We start from the raw sequence: 13,671 nt of genomic DNA on the forward strand, positions 1-13,671 counted from the left end.
TGACTCGCCTTTCGCCATCGTTATTGATAATCAATCGCATCATGACGACCGATGCCAACACGATCACGCTCGACAAGCTGCCGATGAAAAGCGGTGGCGACATCGTCCGCGTCGATTGGGCGATCCTCAGCGAAAAGGATGCGCGCCGCTTGCGCGAGCTTGGCGTCGACGAGGGCGTGCCGGTCGAAAAGCTGCACAAGGGCCCCTTCGGAATCGACCCGATCGCCTGCCGCATCGGACGCATGACCGTTGCGCTGCGCACCGCCCAGGCCGCCGCGATTGCCGTGGGACTTCACCGCGCCAAATGATCCATCCCCGCCGATGAATTCCACACCCCTGGTCGCGCTGGTCGGCAATCCCAATGCCGGCAAGAGCGCGCTGTTCAACGCGCTGACCGGCGCGCGGCAGAAGGTGGGCAACTATCCGGGCGTCACCGTCGAGCGGAAGTCTGGACGGATGTCACTGGCCGATGGCCGCCCGGTCGAGATGCTCGATCTTCCCGGCACCTATAGCCTAGAGCCTTCGAGCCCCGACGAGGCGGTGACGCACGACGTGCTGCTTGGCAGGCAGGCAGGCGAAAGGCTGCCATCGGCGCTGCTGATCGTCGTCGACGCGACCAATCTCGACAATCACCTCCGCTTCGCGCTGCAACTGGTCGCGCTGGGCTTGCCCGCGGTGGTTGCGCTCAACATGGTCGACATGGCCGAACGCGACGGCCTGAAGATCGACGCGGCCAAGCTGTCCGCCGAATTGGGGGTGCCGGTCATCCCCACCGTCGCGGTGCGCAGGAAAGGCATCGACGAACTCAAGGCGGCGATCGGATTGCTTGCGCCCGGCGGTGCGGTCCGCGTCTTGGCAGGAGACGACCCGGCCCCGCATCAGGACATCGTCGAACTGCAGCGCCGCGCCCGGGCGATCGCCGTCGCGGCGACCACCGAGGAGAATTTCAAGCGCCGCTGGAGCCACCGCGCCGATGCGATCGCGCTCCACCCGCTGATCGGGCCCGTGCTGCTCGCGACGATCCTGTTCGTGATGTTCCAGGCGGTGTTCGCCTGGTCGACCGTGCCGTCCGACATGATCGACGCCGGTGTCGCCAGCCTGCAGGACATGGTGCGGGCGGCAATGCCCGCAGGTTTCCTGCGCTCGCTGATCACCGAAGGGCTGCTCGCGGGTGTCGGCGCGGTGGTGGTCTTCCTGCCCCAGATCCTGATCCTTTTCCTGTTCATCCTGCTGCTCGAGGCGTCGGGCTATATGGTCCGCGCCGCCTTCATCATGGATCATCTGATGGCGCGGGTCGGCCTGTCGGGCCGCGCCTTTATCCCGCTGCTGTCCTCTTTCGCCTGCGCCATTCCCGGCATCATGGCGACGCGCACGATCGACGATCCCAAGGACCGGCTGACCACCATCCTGATCGCACCGCTGATGACCTGCTCCGCGCGCCTGCCCGTCTATGCGGTGGTGATCGGCGCCTTCATTCCGGCCCGCGACGTCGGGCCAGGGATCGGCCTGCAGGGGCTGGTCCTCTTCTGCCTCTACATCGCGGGTGTCACGGGGGCGATGATCGTCGCCTTCGTCCTGCGTCGGACCGTCACCAAGGGATCGCCGCCCGGCTTCATGATGGAGATGCCGCGCTACCAGATGCCGATCCTGCGCGATATCGCGCTGGGCCTGTGGCAGCGCGCGATGATCTTCCTCAAGCGCGCCGGCACGATCATCGCCGCCACCACCGTCGTCCTGTGGCTGCTCGTCTCCTACCCCAAGCCGCCTGCCGGCTATGATCAGCCAGCGATCGACTATTCGATCGCCGGGCGCACCGCCAACGCGATCGAGCCGGTCTTCCGCCCGATCGGCTTCAACCGCGACATGGCGCTGGCGCTGATCCCCGCGATGGCGGCGCGCGAGGTGGCGGTCTCGGCGCTCGCCACCGTCTATGCGATCGACGCCGAGGACGAGACGGTGCAGGAAAGGTCGCTGATCGGCCGGCTCCAGGGCCGCTGGTCGCTGCCGACCGCGTTGGCCTTCCTCGCCTGGTTCGTCTTCGCTCCGCAATGCATCTCGACGATCGCCGTGGTCCGGCGCGAGACCAATGGCTGGAAATGGACGGGCTTCATGCTCGCCTATCTCTTCGCGCTGGCATATCTCGCCGCAGGCGTTACCTATTGGGCCGCAATCGCTCTGGGACTCTAGAGCATCCCCAATAAGGAGACGGCCGTGGCTGGCAGCGTGAACAAGGTGATCCTCGTCGGCAATCTGGGACGCGATCCCGAATCGCGCAGTTTCCAGAATGGCGGCAAAGTGGTGAACCTGCGCGTCGCCACATCGGAACAATGGAAGGATCGCAACACCGGCGAGCGCCGCGACAAGACCGAATGGCATTCGGTCGCGATCTTCAACGAAGGTCTTGCCAACGTCGCCGAACGCTATCTGCGCAAGGGCAGCAAGGTCTATCTCGAAGGCCAGCTGCAGACCCGGAAATGGACCGATAATGCCGGGGTTGAGAAATATTCTACCGAAGTCGTGCTGCAGGGCTTCAACGCCGTGCTGGTGATGCTCGACGGGCCTGGTGGCGGTGATCGCAGTGGTGGCGGCGGCGGGGGCGGCATGAGCTCGGGCGGCGGCGGTGGCGGCGGCTGGGGCGACGACGACGGCGGTTATGGCAGCGGTGCGGGCTTCGGCGGCGGTAGCGGCCGCGGCGGCTCCAGCGCACCGGCAGGCCGCAAGTCCGATCCTTTCGACGCCGGCGACCTCGACGACGACGTGCCTTTTTGAGCTTTCCGTCAAAGCCGATCAAAAATCGGACAAACCGTGGGCGAAATGGTTTAGGCCGGGCGTAATCGCTTGATCGAAACCGGCGGGGGCGTATTTTCCCGCGATGTGTAAGTCAGCGCGTGCCCGGGCGATACGATAGATGACCTTCACACCGGTCCTGCGATCCCCGCCCTTTCCCGGTATTCCCGCCGCCACCGCCGCGGTGAGCCGGCCGGTGACGACGCCGTCCCCGCGTATTGCGCTGAGCCCGGCCGAGGTTGAACGGGCGCGGTTGATCGTCGAACAGATTGTGGACGCGCGGATCGGCGGCGATTTCTGGAAAGGCGGCAAGGCCGATCCCTGGCAGGTGGCCGGGCGCGATGACGCGTTCGCGGCATCCGGCGACGACGAACGCGGGCTGATCGCCTGGATGGCGGGTGCCGACGTCGACTGGCGGAGCGGCGGCCGTTTCGCCGACATCGCCCGCGATGGCCGCCCCGATCCGCTCGAGCGGGCGGTCACGACCTGGCTGGTCGACGCGGCCAGCTATCGCGATCCTTATTCGGGACGCCCGGTTCCGGTCGAGGCGGCGATCGAGCAGCTGGGCTTCTGGCGGCAGGCAATCGACCGCAATCGCGGGCTGGCGGTTGCGGCGGGCATCGCCCGATGGAAACGGCGCGAGGTCGAGGTGATGCTGTGGCCGGGCGAGCCACTCTATTTCGCACGCACCGCCGAAGAGGCGGTTCGCAACGCCCGCGCCAGCCAGGGGGTGATCGCGGTGTGGCCATCCAAGGCGCCGCGCGGTCTCGATGCCGAAGCCGCCGCACATGGCGTCACCGTCCATCCGGTCGAGGACGGCTTCCTCCGTTCGACCGGCCTGGGTAGCGATTGTCATCCGCCCCATTCGATCATCCTCGACCGCAGCGGCCTCCACCTCGACCCTTCCCGCCCGTCGGACCTCGAAACGCTGATCGCCACACCGATCGACAATCCGGTGCTGATCGCACGCGCCGAGCGGCTGATGCGCGATGTCGTCGATGCCGGGATCAGCAAATATGCCAGCGGCGGGCGGCCATTCGACCGCCCGGTGCAGGGCCGCCGCCTCGTGCTGGTAACCGGGCAGGTGGAGGACGACCTGTCGGTGCAACTCGGCGGGGCCGGGGTGAAAGGCAATCTCGACCTCATCCGTCGCGCCCGGGCAGCCGAACCCGACGCCTATCTGATCTTCAAGCCCCACCCGGATGTCGATGCCGGGCACCGGCGCGGGCGCGTCGCCGATGCCGATGCTCTGCGATATGCCGATCAGGTCGTCCGCGACGTGCCGATGGCGTCGCTGCTCGACAGCGTCGACGCGGTCCATGTCCTGACCTCGCTCGCGGGGTTCGAGGCGCTGATCCGGGGCTGCGAAGTGGTGACCCACGGCCAGCCCTTCTATGCAGGTTGGGGATTGACGCGAGACCTGGCACCGCCCATTGAACGGCGCAGGGGCCGCAACGTAACAAAGGCGCAGATCGTGGCGGCAACCTTGATCCTGTATCCCCATTATCTGGACCCGGTCACGAAATTGCCCTGTCCTCCAGAGATACTGGTCGAAAGACTGGCGGCCCAGCCCGTTCCTCAGGAAACTCTGCTCACTCGCTTCCGGCGGCTGCAGGGACGTCTGCGGCGTGGCCTGGCGGGCGCGGGAGGCAAGGCTTGAAATTGCACGATATTGCCAAGCAGCGCTTCCTGTTCCTTCAGGGGCCGCCTGGACCGTTCTTCGACCGGCTCGGCTCCGCGTTGCGGGTGCTCGGGCATGCCGTCCACCGCATCAACCTGAACGCCGGCGACGTCGCCTCATGGTCTGGCCCGGCGATCGATTATCGCGGCACGGCCGAACGCTGGCCCAGCTTCGTCGATGATTATCTGGTTCAGCATGCGATCACCGACGTCATCCTGTTCGGCGACTGCCGCCCCCTCCATAACGCCGCGCGCGGCATGGCGCGGCTCCGGGGCGTGCGCGTCCATGTCTTCGAAGAGGGCTATATCCGGCCGAACTGGGCGACGCTCGAACTCGACGGGGTCAACGGGCATTCGACACTGCCGCGCGATCCGAAATGGTATCTGAACGCCGCTCGGACGCTGCCGCCGCTGGCGAACTTGGCCGAGGTGCCGTCGCGCTTCCGCCGCCGTGCGCAGGAGGCAACCAGCTATTACGCCCGCACCACGCTCGGCAAATGGCGCTTCCCGCATTATAAGTCCCACCGCGACCGGTCCGCATCGGCCGAAGCGCTCGGCTGGCTCAAGCAGTTCGCGCTGCGCAAGCATCATGAGGACCAGGCCGAGACCGAACTCGCGAAGCTCGAGGGCAAGCGCTATTTCACTCTGCCGCTCCAGCTATCGTCGGACCACCAGATCCGCGTCCATTCGCTGTTCGGCACGATGCAGGCCGGCGCCTCCTATGTCATCGAGAGCTTCGCGCGCTCGGCGCCGTCGGACACGCTGCTGCTCGTCAAGGAGCATCCGCTCGACAGCAGCCTGTTCAGCTGGCAGCGCTTCATCCGCCGAGAAGCCCGTCGCCTCGGTGTCGAGAACCGGGTGGTCTTTGCCAAGGGCGGCCATATCGGCGACATCGTCGGCGGTTCGCTCGGCGTCGTCACGGTCAACAGCACCACCGGCACACTGGCGCTCGCTTCCGGCGTGCCCGTGATCGCGCTCGGCCAGGCGGTCTACAACATACCCGGCATCACCTTCGACGGTCCGCTCGATGCCTTCTGGGGCAATCCGACCCCGCCCGATCCCAAGATCTGGGACGCCTTCTCGCGCGTCCTTCAGGCACGCTGCCTGGTCTATGGCGGCTTTGCCAGCGACGAGGGGATCGAGATGCTGGTCGAAGGATCGATCGCGCGCCTCGTCCAAGCCTCGATGATCATCGACCTGAACAAGCATATCGCCGGGACCGCGCAGGCCGCGGAATAGACCGCCCGAGGCGGTCAGCCTTTTCGGAAGATATATTCCTCGTCGTACCAGCTGCCGACCTTGAAGCGGTAGTCGCCGACTTTCCGGAATCCGCTCGCGAGATAGACTGCCTGCGCCTTTTCATTGCCCGACCAGACGCCGAGCCAGATCGGGCCGGGCCGCGTCTTGGCGAGATGCGCCATCGCGACATCGAGCAGTTGCTTGCCGAGCTTCTGTCCCTGCGCCTCGCGCAGCACATAGAGCTGGTAGAGTTCGCCCTGAGCCGGCCCCGCTTCGGGATGGGGGAGTTTGCATGGGCCGACCTGCGCATAGCCGAGCAGCCGCCCGTCCCAGTCCTCGGCGACCCAGTTCTGCCGTTCGGGATCGGCGATTTCGGCCGCGACGACGTCGGCCGAATAGGAATCGGCCTCGAAGATCGCGAGATCGGCGGGCGGATAGGGAATGGCAAAACCCTCGTCGAGGAAGGTCTGGCGGAACGTGGCGAGCTTGAGCGCCGCAAGGGTGGGCGCTTCTTCGATATGGGCGTGGCGGATCTGGACCATGAACGTCAGACTAGCCAATCACCGCCAGCCCGTCATGCAAAGAAAAGGGCGCGGAGAGTATACAGGTGCGGAGTGCCCCGCACTCCGCAGACCATGCTGGGAGCATGATCGACCTGCTAACTCCCCGGCGCCCTGATCTTTAGACCTAAGCCTGGGCTTAGCTGGCGTCGCGCTTCTTGAGCGCTTCGCCGAGGATGTCGCCGAGCGACGCGCCCGAGTCGGACGAGCCGTACTGCGCGACGGCCTGCTTCTCTTCGGCGATCTGCATCGCCTTGACCGAGAAGGTCGGCTTCTTGGAACGGTCGAAGCCGGTCACCATCGCGTCGAACTTCTGGCCGACCTGGAAACGCTCCGGACGCTGCTCGTCGCGGTCGCGGCCAAGGTCGCCACGCTTGATGAAGCCAACTGCGCCATCGTCGCCGGCCTGTACTTCGAGGCCGCCGTCGGTGATCGCCATGACGGTGACGGTGACGACGGCGTTCTTGTTGAGCTTCGAGCCGTCGGACGGAGCCGACGAAACGCCGCCACGCTCGAGCTGCTTGATGCCGAGGGAGATGCGCTCCTTCTCGGAGTCGATGTCGAGCACGACAGCCTTGACGGTCTCACCCTTGTGGTGGAGCGCCAGAGCTTCCTCACCCGAAACGCCCCAGGCGATGTCGGACATGTGGACCATGCCGTCGACATCGTTGTCGAGGCCGATGAACAGGCCGAACTCGGTCGCGTTCTTGACTTCGCCCTCAACGGTCGAGCCCACGGGATGCGCTTCGGCGAAGCTCTCCCACGGGTTGTTGATCGCCTGCTTGAGGCCGAGCGAGATACGGCGCTTGTCGGCGTCGACCTCGAGGATGACGACTTCGACTTCCTGGCTGGTCGAGACGATCTTGCCCGGGTGGACGTTCTTCTTGGTCCAGCTCATCTCCGACACGTGGACGAGACCCTCGATGCCCGGCTCGAGCTCGACGAAAGCGCCATATTCGGTGATGTTGGTGACACGGCCCGAGAACTTGCCGCCGATCGGGTACTTGGCGCCGGCGCCTTCCCACGGATCGCTCTCAAGCTGCTTCATGCCGAGCGAGATGCGCTGCGTGTCCTTGTTGATGCGGATGATCTGCACCTTCACGACGTCGCCGATGTTGATCATCTCGTTCGGATGGCCAACGCGCTTGTAGCTGAGGTCGGTGACGTGGAGCAGGCCGTCGATGCCGCCCAGGTCGACGAATGCGCCGTAATCGGTGATGTTCTTGACGACACCCTCGATCACCTGGCCTTCGGCGAGCGACTGGATCAGGCCCGAACGCTGCTCGGCGCGGGTCTCTTCGAGGACGGCGCGGCGCGACACGACGATGTTGCCGCGGCGGCGATCCATCTTGAGGATCTGGAAGGGCTGCGGGATGTCCATCAGCGGGGTGACGTCGCGCACGGGGCGGATGTCGACCTGCGAACCGGGCAGGAAGGCCACGGCGCCGTTCAGGTCGACGGTGAAGCCGCCCTTGACGCGGCCGAAGATCACGCCTTCGACGCGGCTCGACTGGCCGAACTCGGCTTCCAGCTTGTCCCAGGCGGCTTCGCGGCGGGCGCGGTCGCGGCTGAGCATCGCTTCGCCATGGACGTTCTCGACGCGGTCGACATAGACTTCGACCTCGTCACCGACCTTCAGGTCGGCCTTCTGGCCGGGGGCCGCGAACTCGCGGAGCGCCACGCGGCCTTCGGACTTCAGGCCGACGTCGATGACGGCCATGTCGTTTTCGATCGCGGTGACGGTGCCCTTGACGACGCGGCCTTCGAAGCCTTCGTTCTCGCCGCCGAGAGTCTGATTGAGGAGGGCCGCGAAATCGTCGCGGCTCGGATTTGCCGAAGTGGCCATAAGTTAGAGTTCCTGTTCGTTATATTCCGGCCATCCGGTTGTCTCCGGAGGTCTTGGGGCCAGAACGCCCTGCGAGCCCCATGCCCGCAAGGCATCCGTTGCGCGGTTCATTCGCGGCAGGCCTGCGGACAATGCAGAAAGGCGCGCCAAGGGATCGACACTGCTGCCGGACCCTCGTCACGCCTGCTGGGCGACCTCTTTTTTAGCGGTCTGCCGTACGGCCTTCCACGAGCGAAATCGCCCGCTGGACGGCGGCGTCTATACTCAGATCGCTCGTATCGAGCAAGTCGGCATCCTCAGCCTGCCGCAGCGGCGCGGCGGACCGCCCCATGTCGCGCTCATCACGGGCGAGGATATCGGCCAGGACGTCGTCGAAGCCGACCCCGGCCCCCATCGATTCGAGCTCCCGGAAGCGGCGTTCGGCCCGCACCTTGGGGCTGGCGGTCACGAACAGCTTGGCATCAGCCTCGGGCGCGATGACGGTGCCGATGTCGCGGCCGTCGAGCACCGCGCCGCCGGGCTGGGCCGCGAAGCCGCGCTGACGCTCGAGCAGCGCCTCGCGCACCTGGGGGTGGACCGACACCAGCGACGCCGCCTTGCCCGCCGCCTCGGTCTTCAGCTCGGGCTGGGCCAGCAGCGCTGAATCGAAACCACAGGCGCGGAGCGCATCCAGCGCATCGGACGGATCGCCCCCGGCGCGGAGCACCTCTATCCCGACCGCCCGATAGAGCAGCCCGGTGTCGAGGTGCGGCAGGCCATAATGCCGCGCCAGCGCCCGGGCGATCGTGCCCTTGCCCGACGCCGCGGGTCCGTCGACCGCGATGATCATGCAATCTCGGCCCCCAGGCCGGTCATCAGCGCGGCGAAGACCGGGAAGCTGGTCGCGACCGGGCTCATGTCGTCGATGACAACGGGCGCCTTGGACACCAGCCCCGCGACCGCGAAGCTCATCGCGATACGGTGATCGAGCCGCGCCGCGATCGTGGCGCCGCCGGGCAGCCTATCGCCGCCGGTGCCGTCGATGATCAGCCCGTCCTCAAGCTCCTCGACCCGCGCGCCGATCGCGCGCAGCCCTTCGGCCATCACCGCGATCCGGTCCGATTCCTTGACCCGCAGTTCCTCCAGCCCGCGCGCCACGGTGCGTCCCTCGGCCAGCGCCGCCGCGACGAACAGGATCGGATATTCGTCGACCATCGCCGCGACCGTCTCGACCGGGGTCTCGATGCCCTTGAGCGACGAGTAGCGCACGACGATGTCGGCAACCGGCTCCCCGCCCACCTCGCGCGCGTTGATGAACGCGATGTCGCCGCCCATCATCCGCAGCACGTCGAACAGGGCCGCGCGGGTGGGGTTGAGGCCGACATTGGTGACGGTCACCTCCGACCCCGGCACGAGCAGCGCCGCGACCACCGGGAAGGCCGCCGAGGACGGATCGCCGGGCACGACGATATGCTGCGGGCGAAGCTCGGCCTCGCCGCGGATCGAGATGATCCGCGCGCCGTCGGCATCCTGCTCGACCGACAGCTCCGCGCCGAAGCCTTTCAGCATCCGCTCGCTATGGTCGCGGGTCGCCACCGGCTCGATCACCCGGGTGATGCCGGGGGTGTTGAGGCCCGCGAGCAGCACCGCCGACTTCACCTGCGCCGACGCGACCGGCAGGCGATATCCGATCGGCACGGCGGGACTGATCCCTCGCAGCATCAACGGCAGACGGCCTCCGGGGCTCGCGGTCACGTCCGCCCCCATCAGCGACAGCGGCTCGATCACCCGGTTCATCGGCCGCTTCGACAGCGAGGCGTCGCCGGTAAAGGTGGCGGTGATCGGGTGCGAGGCGACCAGGCCCATCAGCAGCCGGGTCGAGGTGCCCGAATTGCCCATGTCGAGCGCGGTTTCGGGCTGGAGCAGCCCGCCGACGCCGACGCCGTAGATGCGCCAGACATCGTCTTCGCCACGCTCGATGGTGGCACCCATCGCCCGCATCGCGGCGGCGGTGGCCAGCACATCCTCGCCGGTCAGCAGACCTTCGACCCGGCTTTCGCCGACCGCCAGCGCCGACAGCATCAGCGCGCGGTGGGAGATCGACTTGTCGCCCGGAACGGCGGCCTGCCCGTTGAGCGGGCCGGACGCCGAGAAGCTTGCGGACTGGGGAAGCGATGCGTGCATAGGGCGCGGCTTTTGACAGCGGCGTTCCGCTATGGCAAGGCGCGCGGCGTTTCGCGTGTTCTGCTGACTCGGCCGGGCATGCGGTTTCCTCATTTTTCGACTGGAGTTGCTGAACCGTGGTGAAACCTGAATGGGGCACCAAGCGGACCTGCCCGAAATGCGGCACCCGCTTCTACGACCTGGAAAAGGATAATCCCGTCACCTGCATCGAATGCGGCGCAGCGTGGGAGCCCGATCCCATCCTCAAGTCGAAGCAGCCGCTGCCCTTCGACGCGCCGAAGAAGGAGACCGAGGTCGAGGCCGTCGACACCGATCTGGCCGATGACGATCTGGACATCGACGAAGAGGCCGAAGCCAATCCCGACGACGACGTCGATCTGGGCGGCGACGACGATATCGGCCTGAACACGGCCGACGACGAAGACGAGAATTGATTCGGCGGCGCCGGGCCCGCGCCACACGGGTTCCGGCGCGCCGATCGCCAAAAAGCGCGCACGATGCTAAAAGGGCTCTTGCAGCCCTCGTCTAGCTGACATAAAGGGCGCGCTCCGCCGCCGGGCCCAACCGGCGCGCATCGAAATGGCACGGGGCCGTAGCTCAGCTGGGAGAGCGCTGCAATGGCATTGCAGAGGTCAGGGGTTCGATCCCCCTCGGCTCCACCACCACCTCTCCATAAAGCACTGAAATACTGAAGTTATTTCGGCTCGATTGGTTTTCGTTCCCACACCTGACCCCACACCAAAAGATCGGCTGCAAGCGTCCGCTGGCGAACGCAGGTGAACAGACTGCGGTGACGGAACACGATTTGTGATCGAACAAGAGCTAGGCCGGAGATCAATTTCTCAACTTCGCCAAAAGCGGCTGATCACGAAGGTCTCGGCAGTAAGACCGAAATTCGCACGTTAGGGGGCGCTCGCACTGTGCTCCCATCTCCTGATCAACCTCCGATCCCCGCGCAGTCTCACGCGCTGCTTCAATCACAGCATCCCGTTTAGAAGCCAGGCGCTTAACCGGACGCGTAACGTCTGCATCCTGAAACCGCAGACGGGCAACGTTCGGTCGTCGCCAGGAAAAAGGCTGGGCGATTAGCCTCAGATACGCCCTCGACACCTTGATGCCACATCCGTGCATTACCCACATTTGGGTTGCCAGGTCGGCAAGCTGATAGGCTTTTAGCTTCGTGGAAGCTTTCACTTCGATAGCCCACCACTCGTCTGAGCCGGCGGGCACCAGGATATCGACTCGGACGAGCACATCTTCGTGCTGAAATGTCGCCTCGAAGATCGGTCGACGCGGTTTGGCCAGCATGAGTTCGTTGGTGCGAGCAAGAGCCGCAGCCATGTCTTGCCCGGTGTCGACCATTATGCCGGCGGGAAAGCTCGAAAGGGCGCGCGCGCCCACCGCGTGCCCGAAATTGAACAGCGACTGAGTTCCCGGATCGATTCGGGCCACTTCCGGGCGGTGAAATTGCAGCCACAGCCGCTTGGCGCAATGTTCGAACGCTGTGATCTTCGATTTCGACAGCCGGTATGACGGGAGCACGTCACTCATGCAGCGTTCTCCATATTGTTGTCCGTAATCGGAAGCGAACCTCCACGCTCTGGTAGCCCTGCTCCGGCTCTAGCGATCAGATAATCTGCGGCGGCCTGAGCCCGCGCTGCAGCAGTGAAGATGGCCCGGTCATAATGCTGGAACACCTGGAGCCAGTTGGCGATATAGGCGGCATGATCGCGCCGCGGCTCATTGGCGAGGCCGAGCTCCGCCATGATGAAGGCGGCGCCAAGCTCTGCGACGAGCTCCTCCATGGCGCGGCCCTCCATCGAGAAGCGCTTCCCCATGTCCCGATCGAGACGATGCTTCGCCCCGGTCCAGTGGGCCAGCTCATGGGCGAGGACGGCATAATAGCCATGCGCCGACCGGAACTGGCCGAAGGCCGGCATCTGCACATGGTCGGTGCCTTTGTCGAAATAGGCCTGGTCACCGCCATTCCGGATCTCGGCGCCGATCGCATCGAAGAAGGCCTCAGCCTTCTCAAGCCGGCCCTCTTCCGACAGCGGCGCGGTGACGGGCGCCACATATCCCTCGACCTGGTCGGCGTTGAAGACCATGTAGGAGCGCGCGATGAAGCACCGCCGGTTGGCGCCGTCACCCTCCTCGTCGCCGCCCTCGTCCCGACCGCCAGCCTGCCGGTTTTCCCAGAAGTAAACCATCGTACCCTTCTCGCCCTTGCGGACTTGGGCGTTGGCCTCAAGCCATTGCCGGTAGGTCGCCCAGCCGCCCGAAACGTATCCCTTAGCCTCGGCGGTCGCCCACAGAGTCACAACATTGAGGCCGCGATAGGCGCGCTTGCTGAAGGCGTTGCGCGGTGCCCCGATATCATTGCCCGACCTGTGCCAGGGCATGCGACAGTCGCCGACACCCGCCGAGATCGCCTCGATGATCTGCTGCGTCACCCGCGCGTAGAGCTGGGCCATGATCGAACCTCCTCGCTGATCTGCGAGGAGGTTCACGAAGGCGCGGGTTCAATTTACGCCAGCCGCTGGCGAATGGAGGGTCAATTAGGGTCGTTCGCGCACTGGCTGCGGATCGTATGCCTCGCGCGCCGAGCCATCCGGATTGCTCGCGCCGCCGGCCTCGCGGCCATAGGTGCTTCCGCCGTTCATCGTGGCGGGCGGCGGCGCCTCACTCTCGTCCGTGGGTGGAGGAGGTGCGTTCGGATGATCCGCCGGGGGTGCTGCATCCTTGTCGTAGATGGCCGTGAGGACCTCAACCCACGTAGGCTCTTCGGTGTTGGACGGTAGCTCGAAGCCATCGACGGCGATCCGGCTGATCTGGACGAGACCCGGCTCGCCTGCGCAATCACGTCCCGACGTGAGAAACGCCAGCGAAGTACGCTCTGCCGGATCAAGGGCAATGCTCAGCGTGCGATCGAACTTCCTCACCGGATCATGCCATGCGACATCGAGAACCCAGCCCGCGCGGTTCTGCGTCCAGCTCGTCCGCCGGCCCATCTGGCCGAGTGTGTCGACGAGTCGGACAACGGTTGCCTGCGCGCCGATGACGCAGCGTCGCATGAATTCGGCTGGCGGTGAGGCGGATGGCCCCGCAGCTGGCGGATCATCACCTAACATAGCGGTAACCGAATTGCCCCCTGGCACGTGGGCCAGAGCGTCCTGAAAACCATCTGCGCGTGCGAGCAGGAAGGCACCGGCACCGAGCACTAAGATCACGATGGGGCCAAGGATCCACGGCAGCGCTCGCCTTTTCGGCGGATTATCAGCTGTCACAGTCCGAGGCGCCAGCAGCGCCGTCTTCCGCATCGCGAACTCGGCCTCGGACAGATGGCCGCCGGCGCGAAGCGCCGCGAGCCGCTCGAGCTCCGTCATAGGGTCAGAG

13 protein-coding genes and 1 tRNA gene are annotated in these 13,671 nt (G+C 65.8%); 7 read left to right on the forward strand and 7 right to left on the reverse strand.

Annotated elements, in window-relative coordinates; all coding sequences use genetic code 11:
- The first annotated feature begins 41 nt into the window (after window positions 1-41).
- The 5 genes from ASE00_RS12855 to ASE00_RS12875 all read left to right on the forward strand — a co-directional run bounded on the left by ASE00_RS12855 (window position 42) and on the right by ASE00_RS12875 (window position 5,706).
- The gene (locus tag ASE00_RS12855) at window positions 42-308 is read left to right on the forward strand and encodes a FeoA family protein (protein WP_056381655.1); all 267 of its coding nucleotides are present in this window, start codon (window positions 42-44) and stop codon (window positions 306-308) included.
- A 13-nt stretch (window positions 309-321) separates the two neighbouring features.
- Entirely contained in the window at window positions 322-2,187 is a 1,866-nt protein-coding gene (gene feoB / locus ASE00_RS12860; protein WP_056380809.1) for a ferrous iron transporter B, read from the forward strand.
- A gap of 24 nt (window positions 2,188-2,211) precedes the next feature.
- On the forward strand, window positions 2,212-2,769 hold the full coding sequence (gene ssb / locus ASE00_RS12865; RefSeq protein WP_056380811.1) for a single-stranded DNA-binding protein: 558 nt from the start codon (window positions 2,212-2,214) through the stop codon (window positions 2,767-2,769).
- Between the two features lie 139 nt (window positions 2,770-2,908).
- Window positions 2,909-4,447, forward strand: a complete 1,539-nt coding sequence (locus tag ASE00_RS12870) for a capsule biosynthesis protein (protein WP_056380812.1) — start codon at window positions 2,909-2,911, stop codon at window positions 4,445-4,447.
- Entirely contained in the window at window positions 4,444-5,706 is a 1,263-nt protein-coding gene (locus ASE00_RS12875; protein WP_056380815.1) for a capsule biosynthesis protein, read from the forward strand. Before ASE00_RS12870 ends, ASE00_RS12875 begins: the two co-directional genes overlap by 4 nt.
- A gap of 14 nt (window positions 5,707-5,720) precedes the next feature.
- Here ASE00_RS12875 and ASE00_RS12880 read toward each other — a convergent pair whose 3' ends face one another.
- From ASE00_RS12880 to aroA, 4 genes are all read right to left on the reverse strand, one after another.
- Window positions 5,721-6,248: a GNAT family N-acetyltransferase gene (locus tag ASE00_RS12880; RefSeq protein WP_056380817.1), complete on the reverse strand. Its 528-nt coding sequence runs from the start codon at window positions 6,246-6,248 to the stop codon at window positions 5,721-5,723.
- A gap of 157 nt (window positions 6,249-6,405) precedes the next feature.
- Window positions 6,406-8,112 carry a 30S ribosomal protein S1 gene (rpsA, locus tag ASE00_RS12885; protein ID WP_056380820.1) on the reverse strand — a complete coding sequence of 569 codons (1,707 nt, stop codon included), beginning with the start codon at window positions 8,110-8,112 and terminating at the stop codon, window positions 6,406-6,408.
- Between the two features lie 202 nt (window positions 8,113-8,314).
- Window positions 8,315-8,941 carry a (d)CMP kinase gene (locus tag ASE00_RS12890; RefSeq protein ID WP_056380822.1) on the reverse strand — a complete coding sequence of 209 codons (627 nt, stop codon included), beginning with the start codon at window positions 8,939-8,941 and terminating at the stop codon, window positions 8,315-8,317.
- Entirely contained in the window at window positions 8,938-10,275 is a 1,338-nt protein-coding gene (gene aroA, locus ASE00_RS12895) for a 3-phosphoshikimate 1-carboxyvinyltransferase (protein ID WP_056380827.1), read from the reverse strand. The genes ASE00_RS12890 and aroA overlap by 4 nt, the downstream gene beginning before the upstream one ends.
- Window positions 10,276-10,391: 116 nt before the next feature.
- On the opposite strand from aroA, the gene ASE00_RS12900 reads away from it, so the two are divergent.
- A complete protein-coding gene (locus ASE00_RS12900) occupies window positions 10,392-10,709 on the forward strand; it encodes a TIGR02300 family protein (RefSeq protein ID WP_056380829.1) in 318 nt (105 codons plus the stop codon).
- 152 nt (window positions 10,710-10,861) lie between these two features.
- Window positions 10,862-10,937, forward strand: a tRNA-Ala gene (locus ASE00_RS12905).
- A gap of 172 nt (window positions 10,938-11,109) precedes the next feature.
- Here ASE00_RS12905 and ASE00_RS12910 read toward each other — a convergent pair.
- The 3 genes from ASE00_RS12910 to ASE00_RS12920 all read right to left on the reverse strand — a co-directional run bounded on the left by ASE00_RS12910 (window position 11,110) and on the right by ASE00_RS12920 (window position 13,661).
- Window positions 11,110-11,826, reverse strand: a complete 717-nt coding sequence (locus tag ASE00_RS12910; RefSeq protein ID WP_056380831.1) for a hypothetical protein — start codon at window positions 11,824-11,826, stop codon at window positions 11,110-11,112.
- The gene (locus tag ASE00_RS12915) at window positions 11,823-12,749 is read right to left on the reverse strand and encodes an ArdC family protein (protein ID WP_056380833.1); all 927 of its coding nucleotides are present in this window, start codon (window positions 12,747-12,749) and stop codon (window positions 11,823-11,825) included. Before ASE00_RS12915 ends, ASE00_RS12910 begins: the two co-directional genes overlap by 4 nt.
- Before the next feature lie 84 nt (window positions 12,750-12,833).
- A complete protein-coding gene (locus ASE00_RS12920) occupies window positions 12,834-13,661 on the reverse strand; it encodes an SHOCT domain-containing protein (RefSeq protein WP_056380836.1) in 828 nt (275 codons plus the stop codon).
- Between the last annotated feature and the right edge of the window lie 10 nt (window positions 13,662-13,671).

The organism is Sphingomonas sp. Root710 (assembly GCF_001429065.1).
GTDB lineage: Bacteria > Pseudomonadota > Alphaproteobacteria > Sphingomonadales > Sphingomonadaceae > Rhizorhabdus.

Coding starts and splice junctions, on each gene's coding strand:
- ASE00_RS12855 (WP_056381655.1), top strand. CDS start 42: ATGACGACCGATGCCAACACGATCACGCTCGACAAGCTGCCGATGAAA.
- feoB (WP_056380809.1), top strand. CDS start 322: ATGAATTCCACACCCCTGGTCGCGCTGGTCGGCAATCCCAATGCCGGC.
- ASE00_RS12870 (WP_056380812.1), top strand. CDS start 2,909: ATGACCTTCACACCGGTCCTGCGATCCCCGCCCTTTCCCGGTATTCCC.
- ASE00_RS12880 (WP_056380817.1), bottom strand. CDS start 6,248: ATGGTCCAGATCCGCCACGCCCATATCGAAGAAGCGCCCACCCTTGCG.
- rpsA (WP_056380820.1), bottom strand. CDS start 8,112: ATGGCCACTTCGGCAAATCCGAGCCGCGACGATTTCGCGGCCCTCCTC.
- ASE00_RS12890 (WP_056380822.1), bottom strand. CDS start 8,941: ATGATCATCGCGGTCGACGGACCCGCGGCGTCGGGCAAGGGCACGATC.
- aroA (WP_056380827.1), bottom strand. CDS start 10,275: ATGCACGCATCGCTTCCCCAGTCCGCAAGCTTCTCGGCGTCCGGCCCG.
- ASE00_RS12910 (WP_056380831.1), bottom strand. CDS start 11,826: ATGAGTGACGTGCTCCCGTCATACCGGCTGTCGAAATCGAAGATCACA.
- ASE00_RS12915 (WP_056380833.1), bottom strand. CDS start 12,749: ATGGCCCAGCTCTACGCGCGGGTGACGCAGCAGATCATCGAGGCGATC.
- ASE00_RS12920 (WP_056380836.1), bottom strand. CDS start 13,661: ATGACGGAGCTCGAGCGGCTCGCGGCGCTTCGCGCCGGCGGCCATCTG.